This is a genomic window from Aquamicrobium sp. LC103 (assembly GCF_001014615.2).
Taxonomy (GTDB): domain Bacteria; phylum Pseudomonadota; class Alphaproteobacteria; order Rhizobiales; family Rhizobiaceae; genus LBCQ02.
The window spans coordinates 82,630-98,303 of sequence record NZ_LBCQ02000001.1 but is presented as its reverse complement, the minus strand read 5'-3'; the positions used below and the strand labels follow the sequence as shown (position 1 = coordinate 98,303).

Genomic DNA, 15,674 nt, shown 5'->3' with positions numbered 1-15,674 from the left:
CGATGGCCAAATGGCAATTCACCAAGGGCATGCACGATCTCGGCAACGGCTGCTACGCCTACCTGCAGCCGGATGGTAGCTGGGGCTGGTCCAATGCCGGGCTGATCGTCGACGGCGACGCGACGCTGATGGTCGACACCCTGTTCGATCTGAAGCTGACGGCCGAGATGCTGGAGACCTATCGCGCCTCGGTCCCCGCCGCGAAGGATATCGGCATCCTCGTCAACACCCATGCCGACGGCGACCACACCTTCGGCAACCAGCTGGTCGAGGGCGCGCGCATCATCGGCACGCAGGGCACGGTGGACGACTTTGCCCGCTTCGACCCGACGGTGGTGCGGAAGATCGTCACCAATGCCGAGGAGTACGGCAGCGCGGGCGTGTTCATGCGCGAATGCTTCCGCCCGTTCGATTTCAGCGGCATCGAGCTGACGCCGCCGACGGAGACCTTCTCCGGCACGATGGACATCATGGTCGGGGACAAGAAGGTGCAGCTGATCGAGGTCGGCCCGGCGCACTCGCTGGGCGACGCGCTGATCTACGTGCCGGACGACAAGGTCCTCTACACCGGCGACATCCTGTTCACCGGCGGCACGCCGATCGCCTGGTACGGGCCGGTGAAGCGCTGGATCGATGTCTGCGATCGCGTGCTCGACATGGATGTCGAGACGATCGTCGCCGGCCACGGCCCGATCTCGACCAAGGACGACGTGCGCGAGATGCGCGACTACCTGCGGCACGTGACCGACGAGTCGCGCCCGCTGTGGGAGGCCGGCATGGACTACATGGCCGCGGCGTACGAGGTCGACCTCGGCAGGTGGAAGGATCGCGAGGATGCCGAGCGCGTCGTCGTCACCATCCAGACGCTGTTCGACGATTTCGGCCAGGCGCCGGAACGCCCCGTGCGCGCGCCGATCCCCTACTTCGCGGAGATGAAAAGCTTCCGTCACCACCTCGGCCGTGGGCCGGTGCACGAGGCGTGGTGCGAAGCCTGCGGGCTCAGGCACTACGATCGCCGCGCCTGAACCGGCCGAAAGAAAAATGCAGGAAGGCCGGCGTCGCGGGGCGCCGGCCCTTTGATTTCGATACCTTCGCGCAACCGTCGCTGCCAGGTTGGAAGGAGCGCCTTGGGCGCAAGGCTGTCCGATGCTCCTGGTGACGAAATCAAGATAGTGTCGACGATAGGGTGTCGTCCGCTCGCGGGCAGCTTCGGATCGCTTGCGACGGCACGTATTCCGATCAGTGCAGCGACACGGAATTCCCGAAATCAGCGACCCTTATGCGATAAGGTTGTGTGGCCTATTGAATTTTGGGATTTCCGTGACATTCATCGACCGAGATCGCCCCGAGCCCGTTTAGGCGCGGTCTGGTTCGACTTTGGAGCAGGATCAGCGCAACGACCCATAAACCCGAGACGGCGGCCGTGAAGATGAGGATCGGCCTATCCGCATTCACAAACAATTCCGTTTCTTCGCGATGGCTAAGGTTCCGCATCGACGTTTGCCCGGCGAATGCTTCCACCTGCCGCCGATGCGAGTGCCGTCACGCGGGTCGAGCAGGTTGGCATGATAAGCTAAAACATTGTTTCGTTTGTTTCTAGATCGCCTTGATGATCATGAAAACGGAGATTTCGTATTAATGCATTGGTTGTTCGCTGTTGGAATATTGGTTTCACTGCTGGTTGTTTCCGCGATTATCTTTTCGAACAAGCCGCCGGAAGGTCCGAACCGCTTCGGGTCAAATGCGCCGTCTGTGGGTTTCGTAAGCGCCGTGCAAGGATTCTTCTCCAATTACTTCAACTTCACGGGCAGGGCGAGCCGTTCTGAATTCTGGTACGCGATGCTTTTTTACGTGGTGGCCTGTTTTGCACTGGGCTTCCTGAATGTTCCCGACATTCTGGTTTCGATATTTCTTCTCGGCACCTTGATACCGTTTTTCTCCGTCACCGCACGCCGCTTGCACGACACGAACAGAAGCGGTTGGTTTCAGCTCGTCTCGTGGTTTGCGCCTGTTGGCACGATCATAGCAATCTTTTGGTTCAGCGAGCCGCCGCGCGATTAGTCGATCACCGGCATTACCGCTGGCTCCTTCTTTCGGACAGCGCTATCGGCCGTGACCAGGGATGCGCCCGATCGGGCAGGTGAAGACGAAGCTGACGCCATTCTCTCGCACGAAGGAATTCAATAGATAATAAATTCATATGGTTGCTTGGCGCACCCGACAGGATTCGAACCTGTGACCTCTGCCTTCGGAGTTTTTGAAATACACTTTTCTGCACTTTCCTGGAATTGGATTGGCTTGTAAAACTGTTGAAATTATTGGATTTTCTGTTGCTGCGGTTTTCCTGTCTGTGCTACACTTGGATTTCAGTTGGTTGCAATATGGTTGCAACTTTTATAGCGAAAAGCGCCATGCCCGTCGTTGCGAAGCTCACCAAGAAAGTCGTTGACAGCCTGATTTCTGACGGGACGAAGACAGGCACGCTCTATTGGGACCGTGAGTTGGCAGGCTTCGGTGTGCGGGTCACAACAGGCGGCACGAAGAAATTCCTTGTAAAATATCGGACAGCCGGTGGTCGCCAGCGGTGGTTGACCTTGGGGGCATTCGGTCCGCTGACATGCGAACGCGCGCGTGAACTGGCGAAAGTCGAACTTGCAAAGGTTATTGAAGGTGCTGATCCAGCCGCCGATCGCGAGGCCAAGCGCGAAGCCGTAACGGTCGCGCAGCTCTGCGATCTCTATCTTGCGGCAGCCCGCGCCGGATTGGTGCTTGGGCGAGGAGGCACGTCGAAAAAGCAAAGCACGATCGACAGTGACGAGAGCCGCATCAACGCTCAGATCAAACCATTGTTAGGACAATTTGCGGCCTCGGAGGTTACCCGTCCCGACATCGAAAAGCTCAAGGCGGATGTAATGGCCGGGAAGGCTCGCCGTGACGTGCGAACGAAACGTCGTGGGCGGTCGATCGTCAAGGGAGGTCATGGGGCTGCCACGCGCACGCTTGGCCTGCTGGGGGCCATTTTCAATTGGGGCATCGACAATGGCCATGTTGAAGACAACCCGGTGCGCGGGGTTCGGCGTTTCAAAGACGCAAAGCGCAAGGCGCTCCTGACCAGCGATCAATATCACTGGATTGCGACGACGCTCGACTATCTTGCCGGAGAGCGCCACGAGAACGGAAAGCCCAAGCATCATGCACGGGGGATTACGGCGATACGCTTTATCGCTTGCACCGGCCTTCGTCGTGGCGAAGCGGCAAACTTGCACTGGAACGAGGTAGACCAGGACGGTAGATGCTTGGGCCTCGGAGAGACGAAAACCGGCTTCTCCCTCCGCCCTCTGGGCCGAAGCGCGTATCAGATCATTGCGGATCTTGATGACCAAGACAGCGAGTTCGTGTTTCCCAGCGAAACCGGCGAACACGGCTATCGCGGCCTGCCAAACCTCTGGCGCACCGTGAAGAAGACCGCCAGGCGTCTCGTACGGGAAACGCCGCAACGTGCCGCTGCCGAAGCGGACGAGCCGGGGCCGCTCGACGGCCTCACGCTCCATTCTCTTCGGCATAGCTATGCCGGCATGGCCGAGGCTCTCGGCGCAACGCTGCCAACGATCGGCGCGCTTCTCGGTCATAGTGCAGGCAAATCTCAAGAGGGCGTGGGTGGTGTTGGAGGTGTTACCGGCGGCTATATCCTGAAACGGCTTGACCGTTCACTTCTCGATGTAGCGGACCGCGTGTCGGATCACATTGTCAGGGCGATGCGCGGCGAGCAGATCACGGCCGAGATCATCAACTTTCGGCCGCGTTCGGTTTCCATACGCCTTCATGGCGCTCGTCGGACCGCTCATTAAGCTCGGCTAGGTGATCCCGCTTCGCTGCGGCTCGAGCCAGTGCATCAATGATCCGCTTCAGGAATTCATCTTTCCGAGGGCCGGCCAAGTCGAGGAGGTTTTCAACCTCGATGCCATCGGCCCTGAAGAACCTGACAGCGGGCTCTTTCCTAATTCTCGGCATAATCAGCTTACCCGCGGCAGATTTGGGAATGAAAGCAGCCTTGTATGAAGGTTACACGACAGCGGCTTGGTAGCTGGTGACCTCCCATGGAAGTTCCATTCAGTACCGATTAGAGCCACTACCAAAGGGACCATGCCCTCATAGGAGTTGGAGCCATTTTAGCACTTCATTCGTCACCAAATTGATCAGGTTGAGAATTTCCTCCCATAGCGCAGCGCCGCCGAACAGTCCCCCTGCCACTATGAAGTCTGCGGTGCGATCTCTAGCTTTCTCTTTGAGCTTCTGCCCAAGTTTTCCTGCTTCAGCCTTGGCCGCAGCTGCGGTCCTGGAAATCCAGCGGAAGAACTTGGTGCTTCGAGCAACCTTTGCGACGCTCGGCTCCGGATTCTGTAACTCGGTACGAGCAGAACTGGCGGCCTCCTCTATCTGTCCAGCCAGTGTCTCAGTTTCGGTAGGTAGAAGCTCAGGCGGCCGATTATGTCCCCGACTTGCCAGCGCAGGCCGAAGTTTCGCTACCTCGCGCTCCAGTGCTGCCAGCCGCTCTAAGACGTTCGGGCGCTGTGCTAGCTCTTCCGTACTGCCAAATCTGAATTCCCGCCGACCTTGGATAGCATCCTCCAGAACGGTGTCGTCAGGGTCATCTGAAGGCTCGTCTTCGCTAGGCGGTGTGAGGATGGCGGTGACATCGCCGGCATGAGCTTGAGATTGGTTTTCAACGTATCCCAGTAGGCGGTCAGGCCTGACAGCGACTGCAAATTCTCCGTTGCCCTTATCTTGGACCGCTGCACCAATGACACGTGCCCGGTTGAGCGTGGCCTCGGAGATTTGAATAGATGGCGATGCGCCCAAGGCACTTTTCCGGCGGCTAGCGTCGAAGGCCGCGAACACTCCAAACTGCTCGCTCCAACCCAAGATGAGCGTTATCCCGTCTGGCTCAGGATCAAAGGCGCGAATCCCGCTTGTTATCTGGATACGATATTCATGTTTGGGTCGAGCTGCCCCACCCCCATGTGTCAGATTCCAGATATAAACCCGGACCGTTTGATGTACTGCACCCTTCTCGATGACGAAACGGATGGGATGAGTGCCTGGAGCGGATATTGGAGTGACAGTACAACCGGCAGCTTCAAAACCACGGAATACCGCGGCCATGAGCTTTGCTTTACCAAGCTTTGCCACCCCATCCCCCTTTTGAGATTAGCCTTTTGCCGGATCAAATAGTACGCCTGCCACGTCTGGGGGCAATCCATCGGCGCTGGCCATTTGCTTTAGCCCCTCATTAATGAGGTATTCGATGAGCCGATAAGGTTCTGGAGCTGCTGGATAGAGCGCTTCGATCACGGATTTAAGCGAACCGTCGGGGTCCACCGTGCCTACATTCCATTTCGTACCTACCCCCTCGGCAGACCCGATTTGCGTCTGGCGCCTGACGGCCACGGCCATTGCAAATTTTGCCGCTTCGAGTTCAGACCCGAAATGCCCGCTCGCAACCAGATCGGATAGCACGCGCTCATTATCGTTGGTCACGCCGATGGTTCGTTTATCGGTGTTCATGCCGTCTCTCCGGTGCGCGGCGTTAGCTCCGTATGGCGCGCTGATTTCCGCTTGAGATTCCATTCGGCCCGCAGGCGTCCTTTTAGAGCGGCACGCGCCCTCGCCGGTGGCAACTCTTCTTCATAGACCAGCAAAATCACCTGACTGGCCATATCGGGAAGTGCTTCAACGATCCGGGCACGATGACCTCCGTCGAGCCGGCCGAATGGCGAGTCGATGATAATTGGACCACGCAATGGCGCATTGTTCTGAAGAGCCCCTACCAGGGAAAGCGCGACTACGTGTTCAGCACCAGCAGATCGTACTGGTATGTCGCTGCCGTTCTCATGGATGATAGTTAGGCCATAACTATCATTGATCCGAAGCGCCTTATATTCCGGTTCGGTCGTCAAGGCGACGAAGTGCCGGGTAGCGTCTCTTTCAACGCGGTTACGCAGCTGCTCGCGAAATACCGTGACGCCCTCAGCAAACAGCGCATGAAGGTCGGCGGCCAGTTTCACCCGTCTTCCCTCTGCGTCCAAACTGCCGCCCGACAGTCGATCCAGCTTCTTCTGAATGGTCTCGCGGAAGGCCGCGTTCTCGGTGAGCTTGCCCTTGGTGGCCTCTACACCGTCCTCCAACGCCTTAATCTCACGGATCACCGTTTCATATGCGCCGCGCAGGCGTCGAACATCGTCGTCTTTCCCTTCAGTCAACTGACGAGTCAGTTCATCGATCTCGTTGGTTTTCTCGTAAATGTCGCGTTCGGTTTGCTCGTACGTGTCCCAAAGCAAACGCAGCGCCTCGGGATTGGCAGCCGCCGCATGCCGTCCAAGGGCATCAATTTGCCGTCGCGTTTCGGTAAGCTCGTGTGCTTCATTGGCCCCTGCGACACCGCCATTCCGGTCAAGTTCTTCGCGTACGCGCGCCTTGGCAGCCTCCGAAATCGGTTGCAAGCAGGTTGGGCAGTCAGCGTGATCGGCGTCGGCCAGCGAACGAAGCACATGGGAGCGCATGACTGCGGTCTGCAATTCCGCCTCACGGGCCTTCAGCCGCTCGACCGCGGCGGTCATGGGATCGAGCAACACTGCCGCCCAGGAAGTACCCATCGCGACCGATAGATTTGCCTCCTGCAACACTAGTCGTTCGCGAAGTAACTTCACGTCGGCCTCAAGGCGGTCCCGTTTGTCCAGCAACGAAGCCGTGCGTTCGCGCTTACGCATGTCTTCTTCCGTTGCGGCCTTCTGTGTTCTCAGTCCTTCCAACTGCTTTTCCTGGCGGGTCAGATCAGCCTCGAACACTTCTCGTTGAGCATGCAAATCAGCTAGTTCATTGCCAAAGGCACGCGTCTTCTGATCGCCTTGGGCCGCCAGCGCTTGGCGCTGTTCAGCGCGGTCCTGCGCTGCTTTAAGGCTATCACGAGCACTGGTGAGCACAGGAATGCCAAGAATACGTTCAATTGCTCCGCTGATCTTGGGCCCCATGTCGCTATCGGAATGCAGTAGGTCTTCGTACTCCTGCAACAGTTCGGCGTCGAACAGAAAGAAGCGCGAGATCTGCTCGGGCAGAATGCGACGGAGTTCTTCATCGGCCGCCTGGGGGCCCATGATGTGCCCGTCGCGCTCAAGAAAATAATCCGGTGAGTAGTCCTCATCATTAGCCGGAGTGATGCCAGGCCGGGGGCGGCATGTTCGAGTCAACCGATACGATCTGCCCTCGTGCGTCATCTCGAGCGTGACTTCGAAACCGTATTTGCCAGCCTCGGCGCTCTCCCAATTGCCGGTGGTATGCAATGATCCTTGGCGCCTGCCTCGTCCGATGATCTTGCCAAAGAACGCGAAGCGGATGGCATTGAGCAAAGTGGTCTTGCCACGCATATTTTCGCCATAGAAGACGCTGACTCCGTCTTCCTGGGGAAACATGATTGTCTGGTCACCCTTAAACGGGCCGAAATCAGACAGTTTGAGCCCGGTTAAGCGTAGCATCAGGCTGTTTCTCCAAGACGTTGCGCGATGGCTTCATCCACAGCGCGTGCAAGAACTTGGGGTGTAGCCGCCTGATCAGCATGAAGCCGCAAAATCTCGCGAACAAGCTCGCGATCGATATGCGGAAATTGCTCAGCACGGATGCGCTCCATAGTGTCGAACAATGATCTGTCTTGTGCTTGATTGGCGACGTCAGGCATCTATCGTTTCCTTTTCTAGGTCGGCTGGTTCGTCGTCGTCCTCAAAGCCGCCCTTCGCAGCCTCAAAGGAAATGCCGAACTCGGCCGCCAGCCGTTTGAGATCCGCCACACAAGCCGGGTTGATGGCATTGCCGCCGAATTCAATGGCTCGAGCCAATTCACCTGTCAGCATGGACTCGAGTTCATCGCCATCTTCTCGTGCAGCTGGCGTGACGATTACATCGTGAATATGCGCCAAGGCCTTACCTGGAAAGCGTCGGAGAACACGACCGCGCCTTTGAATGAACTCACGCGGATTGCGCGAGGAGGCAAGGATGAGAGCGTGCGACACGGCGGGGATATCGATCCCTTCGTCTAGACAACGGATCGACACTACCGTTCCGCCCCTCTGATTGAATAGATCAAGGGTTCGGGACCTATCGCCAGGCATTGCTGAGTGATATTCATAGACGTCTGGCAGTTCTGCTTTCCGCAAGGCTGCCTTGACCTGTGCAAGTTGGTCCTGATCATCGCAGTAGACAATCCAACGCTGACCAGGTCGATAGTGGTCCTTCAGTATCTCAGCAGCAGTAGTAACCTTCCTCCGCGCACTCTTGATCAGCCGCGCGCGTCTGATGAGAAGGAGCTTTACCCGCGCCTGAAGAGCGGAGTCGGATTCGCCATTACCGTGCAGGCGTGCTGCGAGTCGTCGCAAAATCTCCGATGTCTCCAACCACTCGATCTGTTCATCCGGTTCAAGCCGGATTGGGTGGGCGTAGTAGGCATAGGGAGTCAGCGCGCCTGAGCGAATGGCGTCTGCCAACGTAAAGGGCGGGGGAACAATGCCCTCAAAATAGTCGAGAATGGCAGCGGTACCCTCTGGATCTCCTGCTCGCCGAGGTGTGGCGCTTAATCCCAGGCGCGCTCCCGTGTTGAGATCGAACAGGCGGCGTGATTGTAGAGCGCCCATCCGGTGAGCCTCATCGGCGATCATGAACAGATGCGGCCCGCCACTGCAAAGACCCATGAAACTGACGCTGGTGGCGGTCTGCAACGTCGACAAAACTGCCCGAGGGCGTTGCCCTGATGCTGGTGGTCGAGTCCAACTCCGCAAGCGCGCTCCGTCACGCCAGTCAGAATGACCTCCGCCGCAAACAAGCAACTGGATGCCGGCCTCTGTAAACGTCGTTTTGATTTCGTTCTCCCACTGTTGGAGCAGCAGATCGCTGGGAACCAGAACGAGCGGGATTTCGCCACGCCGAAAGCCATCGTTCATTGCGCAAAGCGCAGTAAACGTCTTACCGGAACCAGTGGCATGTTCGAAAAGACCTCGCCGGCCGCGCTCGGTCCAGGCATCAAGGGCTGCAACTTGATGTGGCCGTGGCGATCGGCCGCTAAGTTTTCCAGCCTCTGCCGACCATCCAGCCGCGCGTTCAAGATCCAAGCAAATTTCGTCGACGAACTCCGGCCAGCGTGCCGCATCAGCCGCCGACACGATTTCAGCACGGGCACTTTCTGGAAGCGGTTGTGTTACGACCCCCGGCCAGGAGTTGTTCCAGAGACGGTCAAAATAATCTCTTTCGTCGGCAATGCGGGCGCGTTCGCCATCATCACGCCAGCTCGTGAAGACATCGACCGACTCCAGATTTCCGTCGAGAGCTAATCCCGGCCAAGTCTCATTCATTGAACCTTTAAAGACCGCTCTCTGTCCGTGAGGATCTGCAAGCAGCCCGATCTTGTCGTGGAATAACCGCTTGGGCCGGCCGCCGGCCGTTTCGCCCACCCAGGCCACTTTGCAATCAATTATGTCCGCAGCGATCAAAGACGCCAGCACAACGGCCGGCTTCATAAGGGCTTCAGAAGCCAGCATTGCTGCGAAGCTGGCCTTTAGGCTTTCCCCGTAGGCAGTATCGGCGCGCTCGGAATAGCCTTCTCGCATCGCTTCGTGATCAACATCCGACAGAACTGGGGAGCAGATCAGGCGCATCTTGCCGCCATTCGCGACAAAGGCTTTCAGACTCGGCCAAGCCAGGAGGAATACCGTGCTGCTAAAGTATCCGACTGCCCGATCATAGGCATGCGAAGCAGCGACCGCTGGCAGATAGAAATCGCGAGCGATATCATCCTCTGGTTTGTGATATGCACGTTTGAGCGGAAGGTCAGCCAGGCCCGACATCGTCAGTCCTGTACCATTCGTTCGCGCGTGAGTTGAACCCTACGTTGAAGAGCATCGACCAAACGTGTGGCTGGCGTCGCGATTAGGGTTTCCGTGACCGAGGCAGCACCACTCGGACGCAAGTGACGTTGCTGAATCGCCAGTTTGCCGGCTGACGCCTCTACGATGGTTTCGGCTTTCACCTGCACATTCCGGGACCACGCAAAATCTGAATAGAGCCCGGCGTCCCATAGAATGAAGACATCTTCTTCGGCGGCATATCCGACTAAGAATACAATTCGACCATCGCTATGATCGAGAGAGCCTCGCTGGCCACGTCTCTGTCCCGGCATGATAAGCTGGATTTTGTGTTCGCCGAGTGGGCGACCGCCAGGAGGGCGGGTGGCATTGAACAGGTAAACGCGCACACGGCTGGGCAAGGGTGGCACGAGATCTAGCTCGATCGGCTTCTGCGTGATCGGCGAATGGCTTTTTACCCGCTCGCCTAGCGCATCGATGAACCTTTGGTGGAGGCCTTTCTGGCTCCGTCGCTCGCTCAGGGCAGCGACTGGTAAATCGGCAACCGCGTCGGATCTGTCTTCAACGTCGATGTCAGAGATGGCCGCCGCAGCGGCTATCCGGGGTTCGCGTCTGACGGGCGCTGATGACTGACCCGACAGCGCAACTTCGTCCAGCCAACGTTCGAAGTCAGATCGGCGGATGCGCCACTGGCCTCTGACTTTGAACGCAGGCATCTCGCGTTCTGCAACCATGGCATAAACAGTCCGTTCGGCGAGCTTCAGCCGAGCCGCGACATCTTGAATCGTTAGGATTTCGTCCATCTAGGCCTTCTAAGCTGCTGAATGCCGCTCTATGCGACATATGCAACAGCTTAGTTAGCTGTACGTTTGCCATGCCTTTGAGTCAAGCGGGTCGGCTAACGCCTCGCATATGGTGCGCACTTCACTAAATGCAGGAAAATCGCGACCGCCAAGCGAAACTAGCTGTCTCATAACCTCAGCATGCACGCCCTGGACGCCGCGCGCGGCTATGTCAGGCATTCTCCAGACGCGCTCAACCAAGGAGGGTAGATCGATCCTCTCTGATTTGGCGGAAGTGGGAGTCGCTTTGGGCAGATCATCGACGAGCGGCTTACGCAAATTCATCACAACGTCAAAATGCGCGACGTCTTCCTCATCGCCTCGCCCCTTATAGCCTTTATGACTTTGCTGTTTGCGATCTAGCGAGGCGGCCTCATGGAATTCGAAGCCGGCAGTAGTCGCGGCATCACGTAGTGAGCGCCAAACAGCAGGATCGGTATTGTGAAAAACGACAGTAGCCCAACCGCCGGGTTTGAGGACACGAGCCATTTCCTTCATCGCTGCGGTCATCAAAATTTCGTAGTCGGCCAAGCTCTTTCCACCATCGGCCTCTGGTAGCGATCTATTGACCACCGCCTCATCTTCTGGATCGGTAATGCGCCCGAGCCAAGATTCCCACACCACATTGCAGTCAGCGTAGAATATGTTGGATCCAAATGGCGGATCGGTAAACACGTAGTCGATGCTCTCCGACGAAATAGAGGACAACATCGTCGCACTGCCAAGAAGGACTCTCGGACAATTGGCAGATTTGACGTCTAGCGCGTCATAATATTTGACTAGTTGCCTGATTTTCTTGCGCATCACCTCTAGAACGTTGGCTTCTGACGAGAGCTGCGGGACATAGAGTGTGCCGGTCAGCGGCCGATGTCCGCCCCTGGCGTTAAACCGGCGCATGCGCGTGCCATGCCAGGCAGTATTGGTGAAAGCGAACGCCAGGGCCCTCTTGATACGCTCATCAGTCACTTTGAGAATTTCTCGCCAGATCAGGGCGAGTGCAGTCAGATTGCGAGACGTGTAAAGATCCGCGACCGTGCTCACGCCCTGCAAGTGCAACGCACAACGTTGATACATCTCTCGATCGGGACCCAGCGGCGTGGACGGCCACCAAAGTTCCTCATCCATCGCTATAGCGAGGGCGTGCTGAATGTCGGCAGCGTCCGCCGGCTTTTCACCGAGACTGCCATTCCTGCGTTCAAATGCCACCCAGGCGGGAACGTTCTCAACGACTTCAAACCGGCGTCGATCGGCCTCAGTGAGGCAACGCGGGCATTGTGTTGCCCGGCCTAGGCGCCCAGTTTTTCGGTCCATTGTATCCCACAGCGCAAACACATGATTGCAGGCGGGACAGCGATGACGCGTGCTCCAGATGGTCCAGCGGATCTGCGCCGGCCTTCCACTCTCATCTTTTGTGGCGTAGAGTTCTGTCAGACGGCTGCTTACCGCTTTTTCGACCTTGATGAATGCTTTGGTGAGTGCTTTGCCGTCGCATGGTCTTGTATGGTTCCAGGCTAAATGAGTAGCGACTGGCGATAGATCGTTGACTATCGCCTCACGTCCAGCCAGGGCGGCGGCCAAGCCAGTCATTCCCGATCCAGCGAATGGATCGAGCACGACATCTCCAGGCTTTGTGAAATGCTCGATGAACGGACGGATCGCCTCTGGCGGCACCTTTGTGTGATAGCTGTGCGCCATGTAGAAGGCAGTGTTACGGCCGCCCGGCACCGTCCGTTGCGCTGGCGGCAAATCCGGCGATGACGATCCCCGCGATGCGGGCAGGTCCGCTCCGTCGGATAAATACCCGGCGACAAAATCGTGCTCGTTGTTTTCCAGCATCGGCGTCGCCACATCGGAAATCTCAGAGCGACGCTTCTCGATTGCCGGCATGGTTATTCCCGACACGGAAAGGTCCGCCTTCAGCGCGTCGCGAAGCACAGCCGTGTAAATCTGATCATTGCGCTCATGGCCCGCCGCAACAGCTCGAGCAATGGCGCCGTCAACAAAAGCGGTTGTTGCCGGCGATCGCTCGACTTTTGCGGGCCGAGTCCGATGTCCGAGGCAGAGAGTCAGGTCGAGCCGTGTTACGTGCTCTTGGCCCAGATGTCCCTTGACGCCCTTGATCGATGGTTGCCCCTTGTCGAGAATGTGGGCGCTCAGCACATCAAGACCAGCATCGGAAAGGGCATCCTGGACTGCGGTCCACACCCGATCGTCGGAGTTCGAAAAGGCGAGAACGCCGCGACCACCACGGCGCAGAACGCGCGCGGCTTCCTTGAAGGACGCCGCGAGCAGACCGCCATAGCTTTCAATGTCCTTTCCTCCTGACAAGCGCGAGCGACGTTGATTGACAACGATCTCCGCACCTTGGTCGGTCGCGGATCCGAGCCATGCGTCCCAGAGTAGAGAACTGTCTGCATAGAATATATTGGATCCGAAAGGGGGATCGACGAATATCATATCGATGGAGCTATCCGGAATACATCCCAAATCCGTCGCCGACCTCTGGTAAACCTCAGCGTTTCCGCCTATCGGAGAAAATGTTCTGTAGTAACGAAGAACATCCGCAGCCTTGCGTCCGAAAAGGCTCCAAACATTCCATTCATAGCGCAGTGACGAGATATATAGCGTGCCGGTCATCACATTGGTTGGCCGCTTCGCATTCCACTGATAGCGTTTTGATGCACGATTGACGCAAGCGGTGAAGGCGAACAGGAGGGCCTCTCTGAGGCGAAGGTCCGGCTCGGCTAGAATTGCGTGCCGCAGCGCTGCCAAAGCATGCAGGTTGCGTTTGGTATAGAATCCGGCCGCATCGGCGATGCCCATAGCCCGATGCGAAGCACGCCACATCTCGCGATCCGATCCAAATGCGGTATTTGGGGTCCAGTATGGGACTGGCGCGGCTTCGATCTCCGCTACCAGAGCACGTTCCTGCGGACTCGGCGTATGGGCAGTGATCCGTCGCGAGCCAGATTCGCGCGCATGAGATTGGACGGGTTCTTCGCCGACCCAGGTCAGGTCGGCCTTCCGAGCTTTTGCACCGCAATGCCGGCATTCGATGAAATCTCTATCGCTGTTACCGAAAACCTCCCAATAGACGATCTGCCCGCCGCAAGCGGCACAGGAAAAAACATCACTCCAAGTTGTATATTCAATCAGACACTGGGGCTCCTGAAGCGGGGTATAAAGCCAGTTCATCGTCGGCTTGACACGATCGCCGACCCTCTTAAACGCTCGCTCAAATGCTTCCGGATCACAGGGCGAAGTGTAGTTGCGAGCGATGTGAACCGCCGCAGGCGAGAAATCTGAAAGCAGCGCATTCCGGCCCACGCTCAATGCCGCAACGCCGGTCATTCCCGAGCCACAAAAGGAATCGAGAACTACATCGCCGACTTCGGTGAAGGCCTCAATAAACGGCACGATTGCTGCCGGCGGCACTTTGGTATGATAGCTGTGTGCGCGATACGACGTAGACGTCTTGTTGACAGCAACAATTGCGGGCGGTGACGAGGCCGCCGCCCTGGCTGCCCTCTCTGGTTTAGAGCAGGGGATGGCTTGCGGTTCCGACTGGAACCGAACTGCGCTTTGATCGGCACGGGCTCGTACAGCTGTGGTCACTTCTGCCGCATCGGCATCAATTGCTGTCTGGACATCGGTTGGCAGACGGCCCGAACCGATCAGCAGCATTTCCGTCGGCAAGCAAAGCAATTCGCCGAGCTTCTGCGCTTGGTCCGATGTCAGCGACCGTTTGCCGGTCTCGATCAGGCTCATATACGACTTGGTCACATCAAGGCGCTGCGCCAAGTCCGTCAGGGAGAATCCCTTCGCCTCCCGCCTAGCCCGAATGGCGTCCGCTGACCACATGCTGCCTAATCCCTCTGGATGGCCAGAATCGCATCGTCAACAAAATTAGTCAACGCACGCCACCCTCGGAATCGCTCAAGATTCACAACATGTTACTGCGTCATAGTGACTCGCCGATGTGGCACCAGATCTCCCATGGATTTACCGAGCACGGTCCAAAAAGCTCGCCCGATTCCAGGTATGAGCTATAATTTCGATCCCCCGGCCGGGTCCAGGTTGCACGTTTGTGAGGCAGGCCACCAGAGGCAGGAGATCTTCCGGCCGCCGTGCCGCGTCAACCTGGAAGACGCTAGTATCCGATCACAACGAGGCGATAGGCATTCGAATCCTGGTGTGCCCGAACAGAGCGTCGGCCACGGCACATGTTCGGGCATAGTCCTTGCTGACTACCGTGCGTCCTAAACTTTTGCGCCGATAGCCATTAGGAACCGCGAGCACCAAGCAATCCAAGTTAACCATCACCAGAGCCTGGATAAGATCGCGATAGATCGCATTTCCTTCGGAGGCCCGGCCGGCCTCAATTTCAAGACCGCATCGCCATTCCGGGTGGAAAGCATCGACTTCATATTGGAGGGTCGCGGCTCCGTTCTCGCCGAAGAAGACTGGACGCTTAATTCTATCGGCGACCATTTTGCCTTGTTCGACCTGGAAGCCCATTCTCATCAGGTCCTCTCTGAGTATCTGAAGGACCTCATTGCTCGTCAATCCTTTGACAAGATCGGCCGTGGCAATTGAATTTTCTCGTGTCTGAAACACCGCGACGAGCTTCTCGGTGAACCCAGGCGGCGGCTCCGTGCGTGGGAAGGTCGAGAATCGGATCGTTGACACCATCTGTCCTCCGCCATCGGATATTGCTTGCTGAGACAAATAGGCGCGTAGTCACCTGGCTGCAGCCACTACCAACATTTTTCTACAAAGTACAAATCTCGATTGAGGGAGAGATGGTCTCGGCCATCTCTCCCCCGCGACCGCCGCCTGCTCATGGCAGGGCCGCGCGCACGCAAGGCGACCCATAGCCGTCACCCACACAAACCTTCCGATCCGCCCCGCGCGCTGCGCAACCCGGCCA

General features: G+C 57.5%; 11 protein-coding genes. 3 read left to right on the top strand and 8 right to left on the bottom strand.

The window, feature by feature from the left end; genetic code table 11:
• Positions 1 to 2: 2 nt before the first annotated feature.
• The 3 genes from XW59_RS00490 (at position 3) to XW59_RS00480 (ending at position 3,848) form a co-directional block, all read left to right on the top strand.
• Entirely contained in the window at positions 3 to 1,025 is a 1,023-nt protein-coding gene (locus tag XW59_RS00490) for an MBL fold metallo-hydrolase (protein WP_047147126.1), read from the top strand.
• A gap of 613 nt (positions 1,026 to 1,638) precedes the next feature.
• Complete coding sequence (locus XW59_RS00485; RefSeq protein ID WP_082137700.1) at positions 1,639 to 2,061, top strand: DUF805 domain-containing protein; 423 nt, start codon at positions 1,639 to 1,641, stop codon at positions 2,059 to 2,061.
• A gap of 227 nt (positions 2,062 to 2,288) precedes the next feature.
• On the top strand, positions 2,289 to 3,848 hold the full coding sequence (locus tag XW59_RS00480; RefSeq protein WP_136068355.1) for an integrase family protein: 1,560 nt from the start codon (positions 2,289 to 2,291) through the stop codon (positions 3,846 to 3,848).
• A 301-nt stretch (positions 3,849 to 4,149) separates the two neighbouring features.
• Here XW59_RS00480 and XW59_RS00475 read toward each other — a convergent pair whose 3' ends face one another.
• The 8 genes from XW59_RS00475 to XW59_RS00440 all read right to left on the bottom strand — a co-directional run bounded on the left by XW59_RS00475 (position 4,150) and on the right by XW59_RS00440 (position 15,436).
• The gene (locus XW59_RS00475) at positions 4,150 to 5,190 is read right to left on the bottom strand and encodes a hypothetical protein (protein WP_136068358.1); all 1,041 of its coding nucleotides are present in this window, start codon (positions 5,188 to 5,190) and stop codon (positions 4,150 to 4,152) included.
• Between the two features lie 18 nt (positions 5,191 to 5,208).
• A complete protein-coding gene (locus XW59_RS00470) occupies positions 5,209 to 5,565 on the bottom strand; it encodes a hypothetical protein (RefSeq protein WP_136068360.1) in 357 nt (118 codons plus the stop codon).
• Positions 5,562 to 7,529 (bottom strand): AAA family ATPase, encoded by a 1,968-nt coding sequence (locus tag XW59_RS00465; protein ID WP_047147128.1) that lies wholly within the window; start codon positions 7,527 to 7,529, stop codon positions 5,562 to 5,564. Before XW59_RS00465 ends, XW59_RS00470 begins: the two co-directional genes overlap by 4 nt.
• Positions 7,529 to 7,729 carry a hypothetical protein gene (locus XW59_RS00460; RefSeq protein ID WP_136068361.1) on the bottom strand — a complete coding sequence of 67 codons (201 nt, stop codon included), beginning with the start codon at positions 7,727 to 7,729 and terminating at the stop codon, positions 7,529 to 7,531. Before XW59_RS00460 ends, XW59_RS00465 begins: the two co-directional genes overlap by 1 nt.
• Complete coding sequence (locus XW59_RS00455) at positions 7,722 to 9,884, bottom strand: DEAD/DEAH box helicase family protein (protein ID WP_047147129.1); 2,163 nt, start codon at positions 9,882 to 9,884, stop codon at positions 7,722 to 7,724. Before XW59_RS00455 ends, XW59_RS00460 begins: the two co-directional genes overlap by 8 nt.
• Positions 9,885 to 9,886: 2 nt before the next feature.
• Entirely contained in the window at positions 9,887 to 10,705 is an 819-nt protein-coding gene (locus XW59_RS29845; protein ID WP_082137701.1) for a helix-turn-helix domain-containing protein, read from the bottom strand.
• 54 nt (positions 10,706 to 10,759) lie between these two features.
• Entirely contained in the window at positions 10,760 to 14,605 is a 3,846-nt protein-coding gene (locus XW59_RS00445; RefSeq protein WP_052958273.1) for a DNA methyltransferase, read from the bottom strand.
• A gap of 300 nt (positions 14,606 to 14,905) precedes the next feature.
• Positions 14,906 to 15,436, bottom strand: a complete 531-nt coding sequence (locus XW59_RS00440) for a hypothetical protein (protein WP_052958274.1) — start codon at positions 15,434 to 15,436, stop codon at positions 14,906 to 14,908.
• Positions 15,437 to 15,674: the final 238 nt, after the last annotated feature.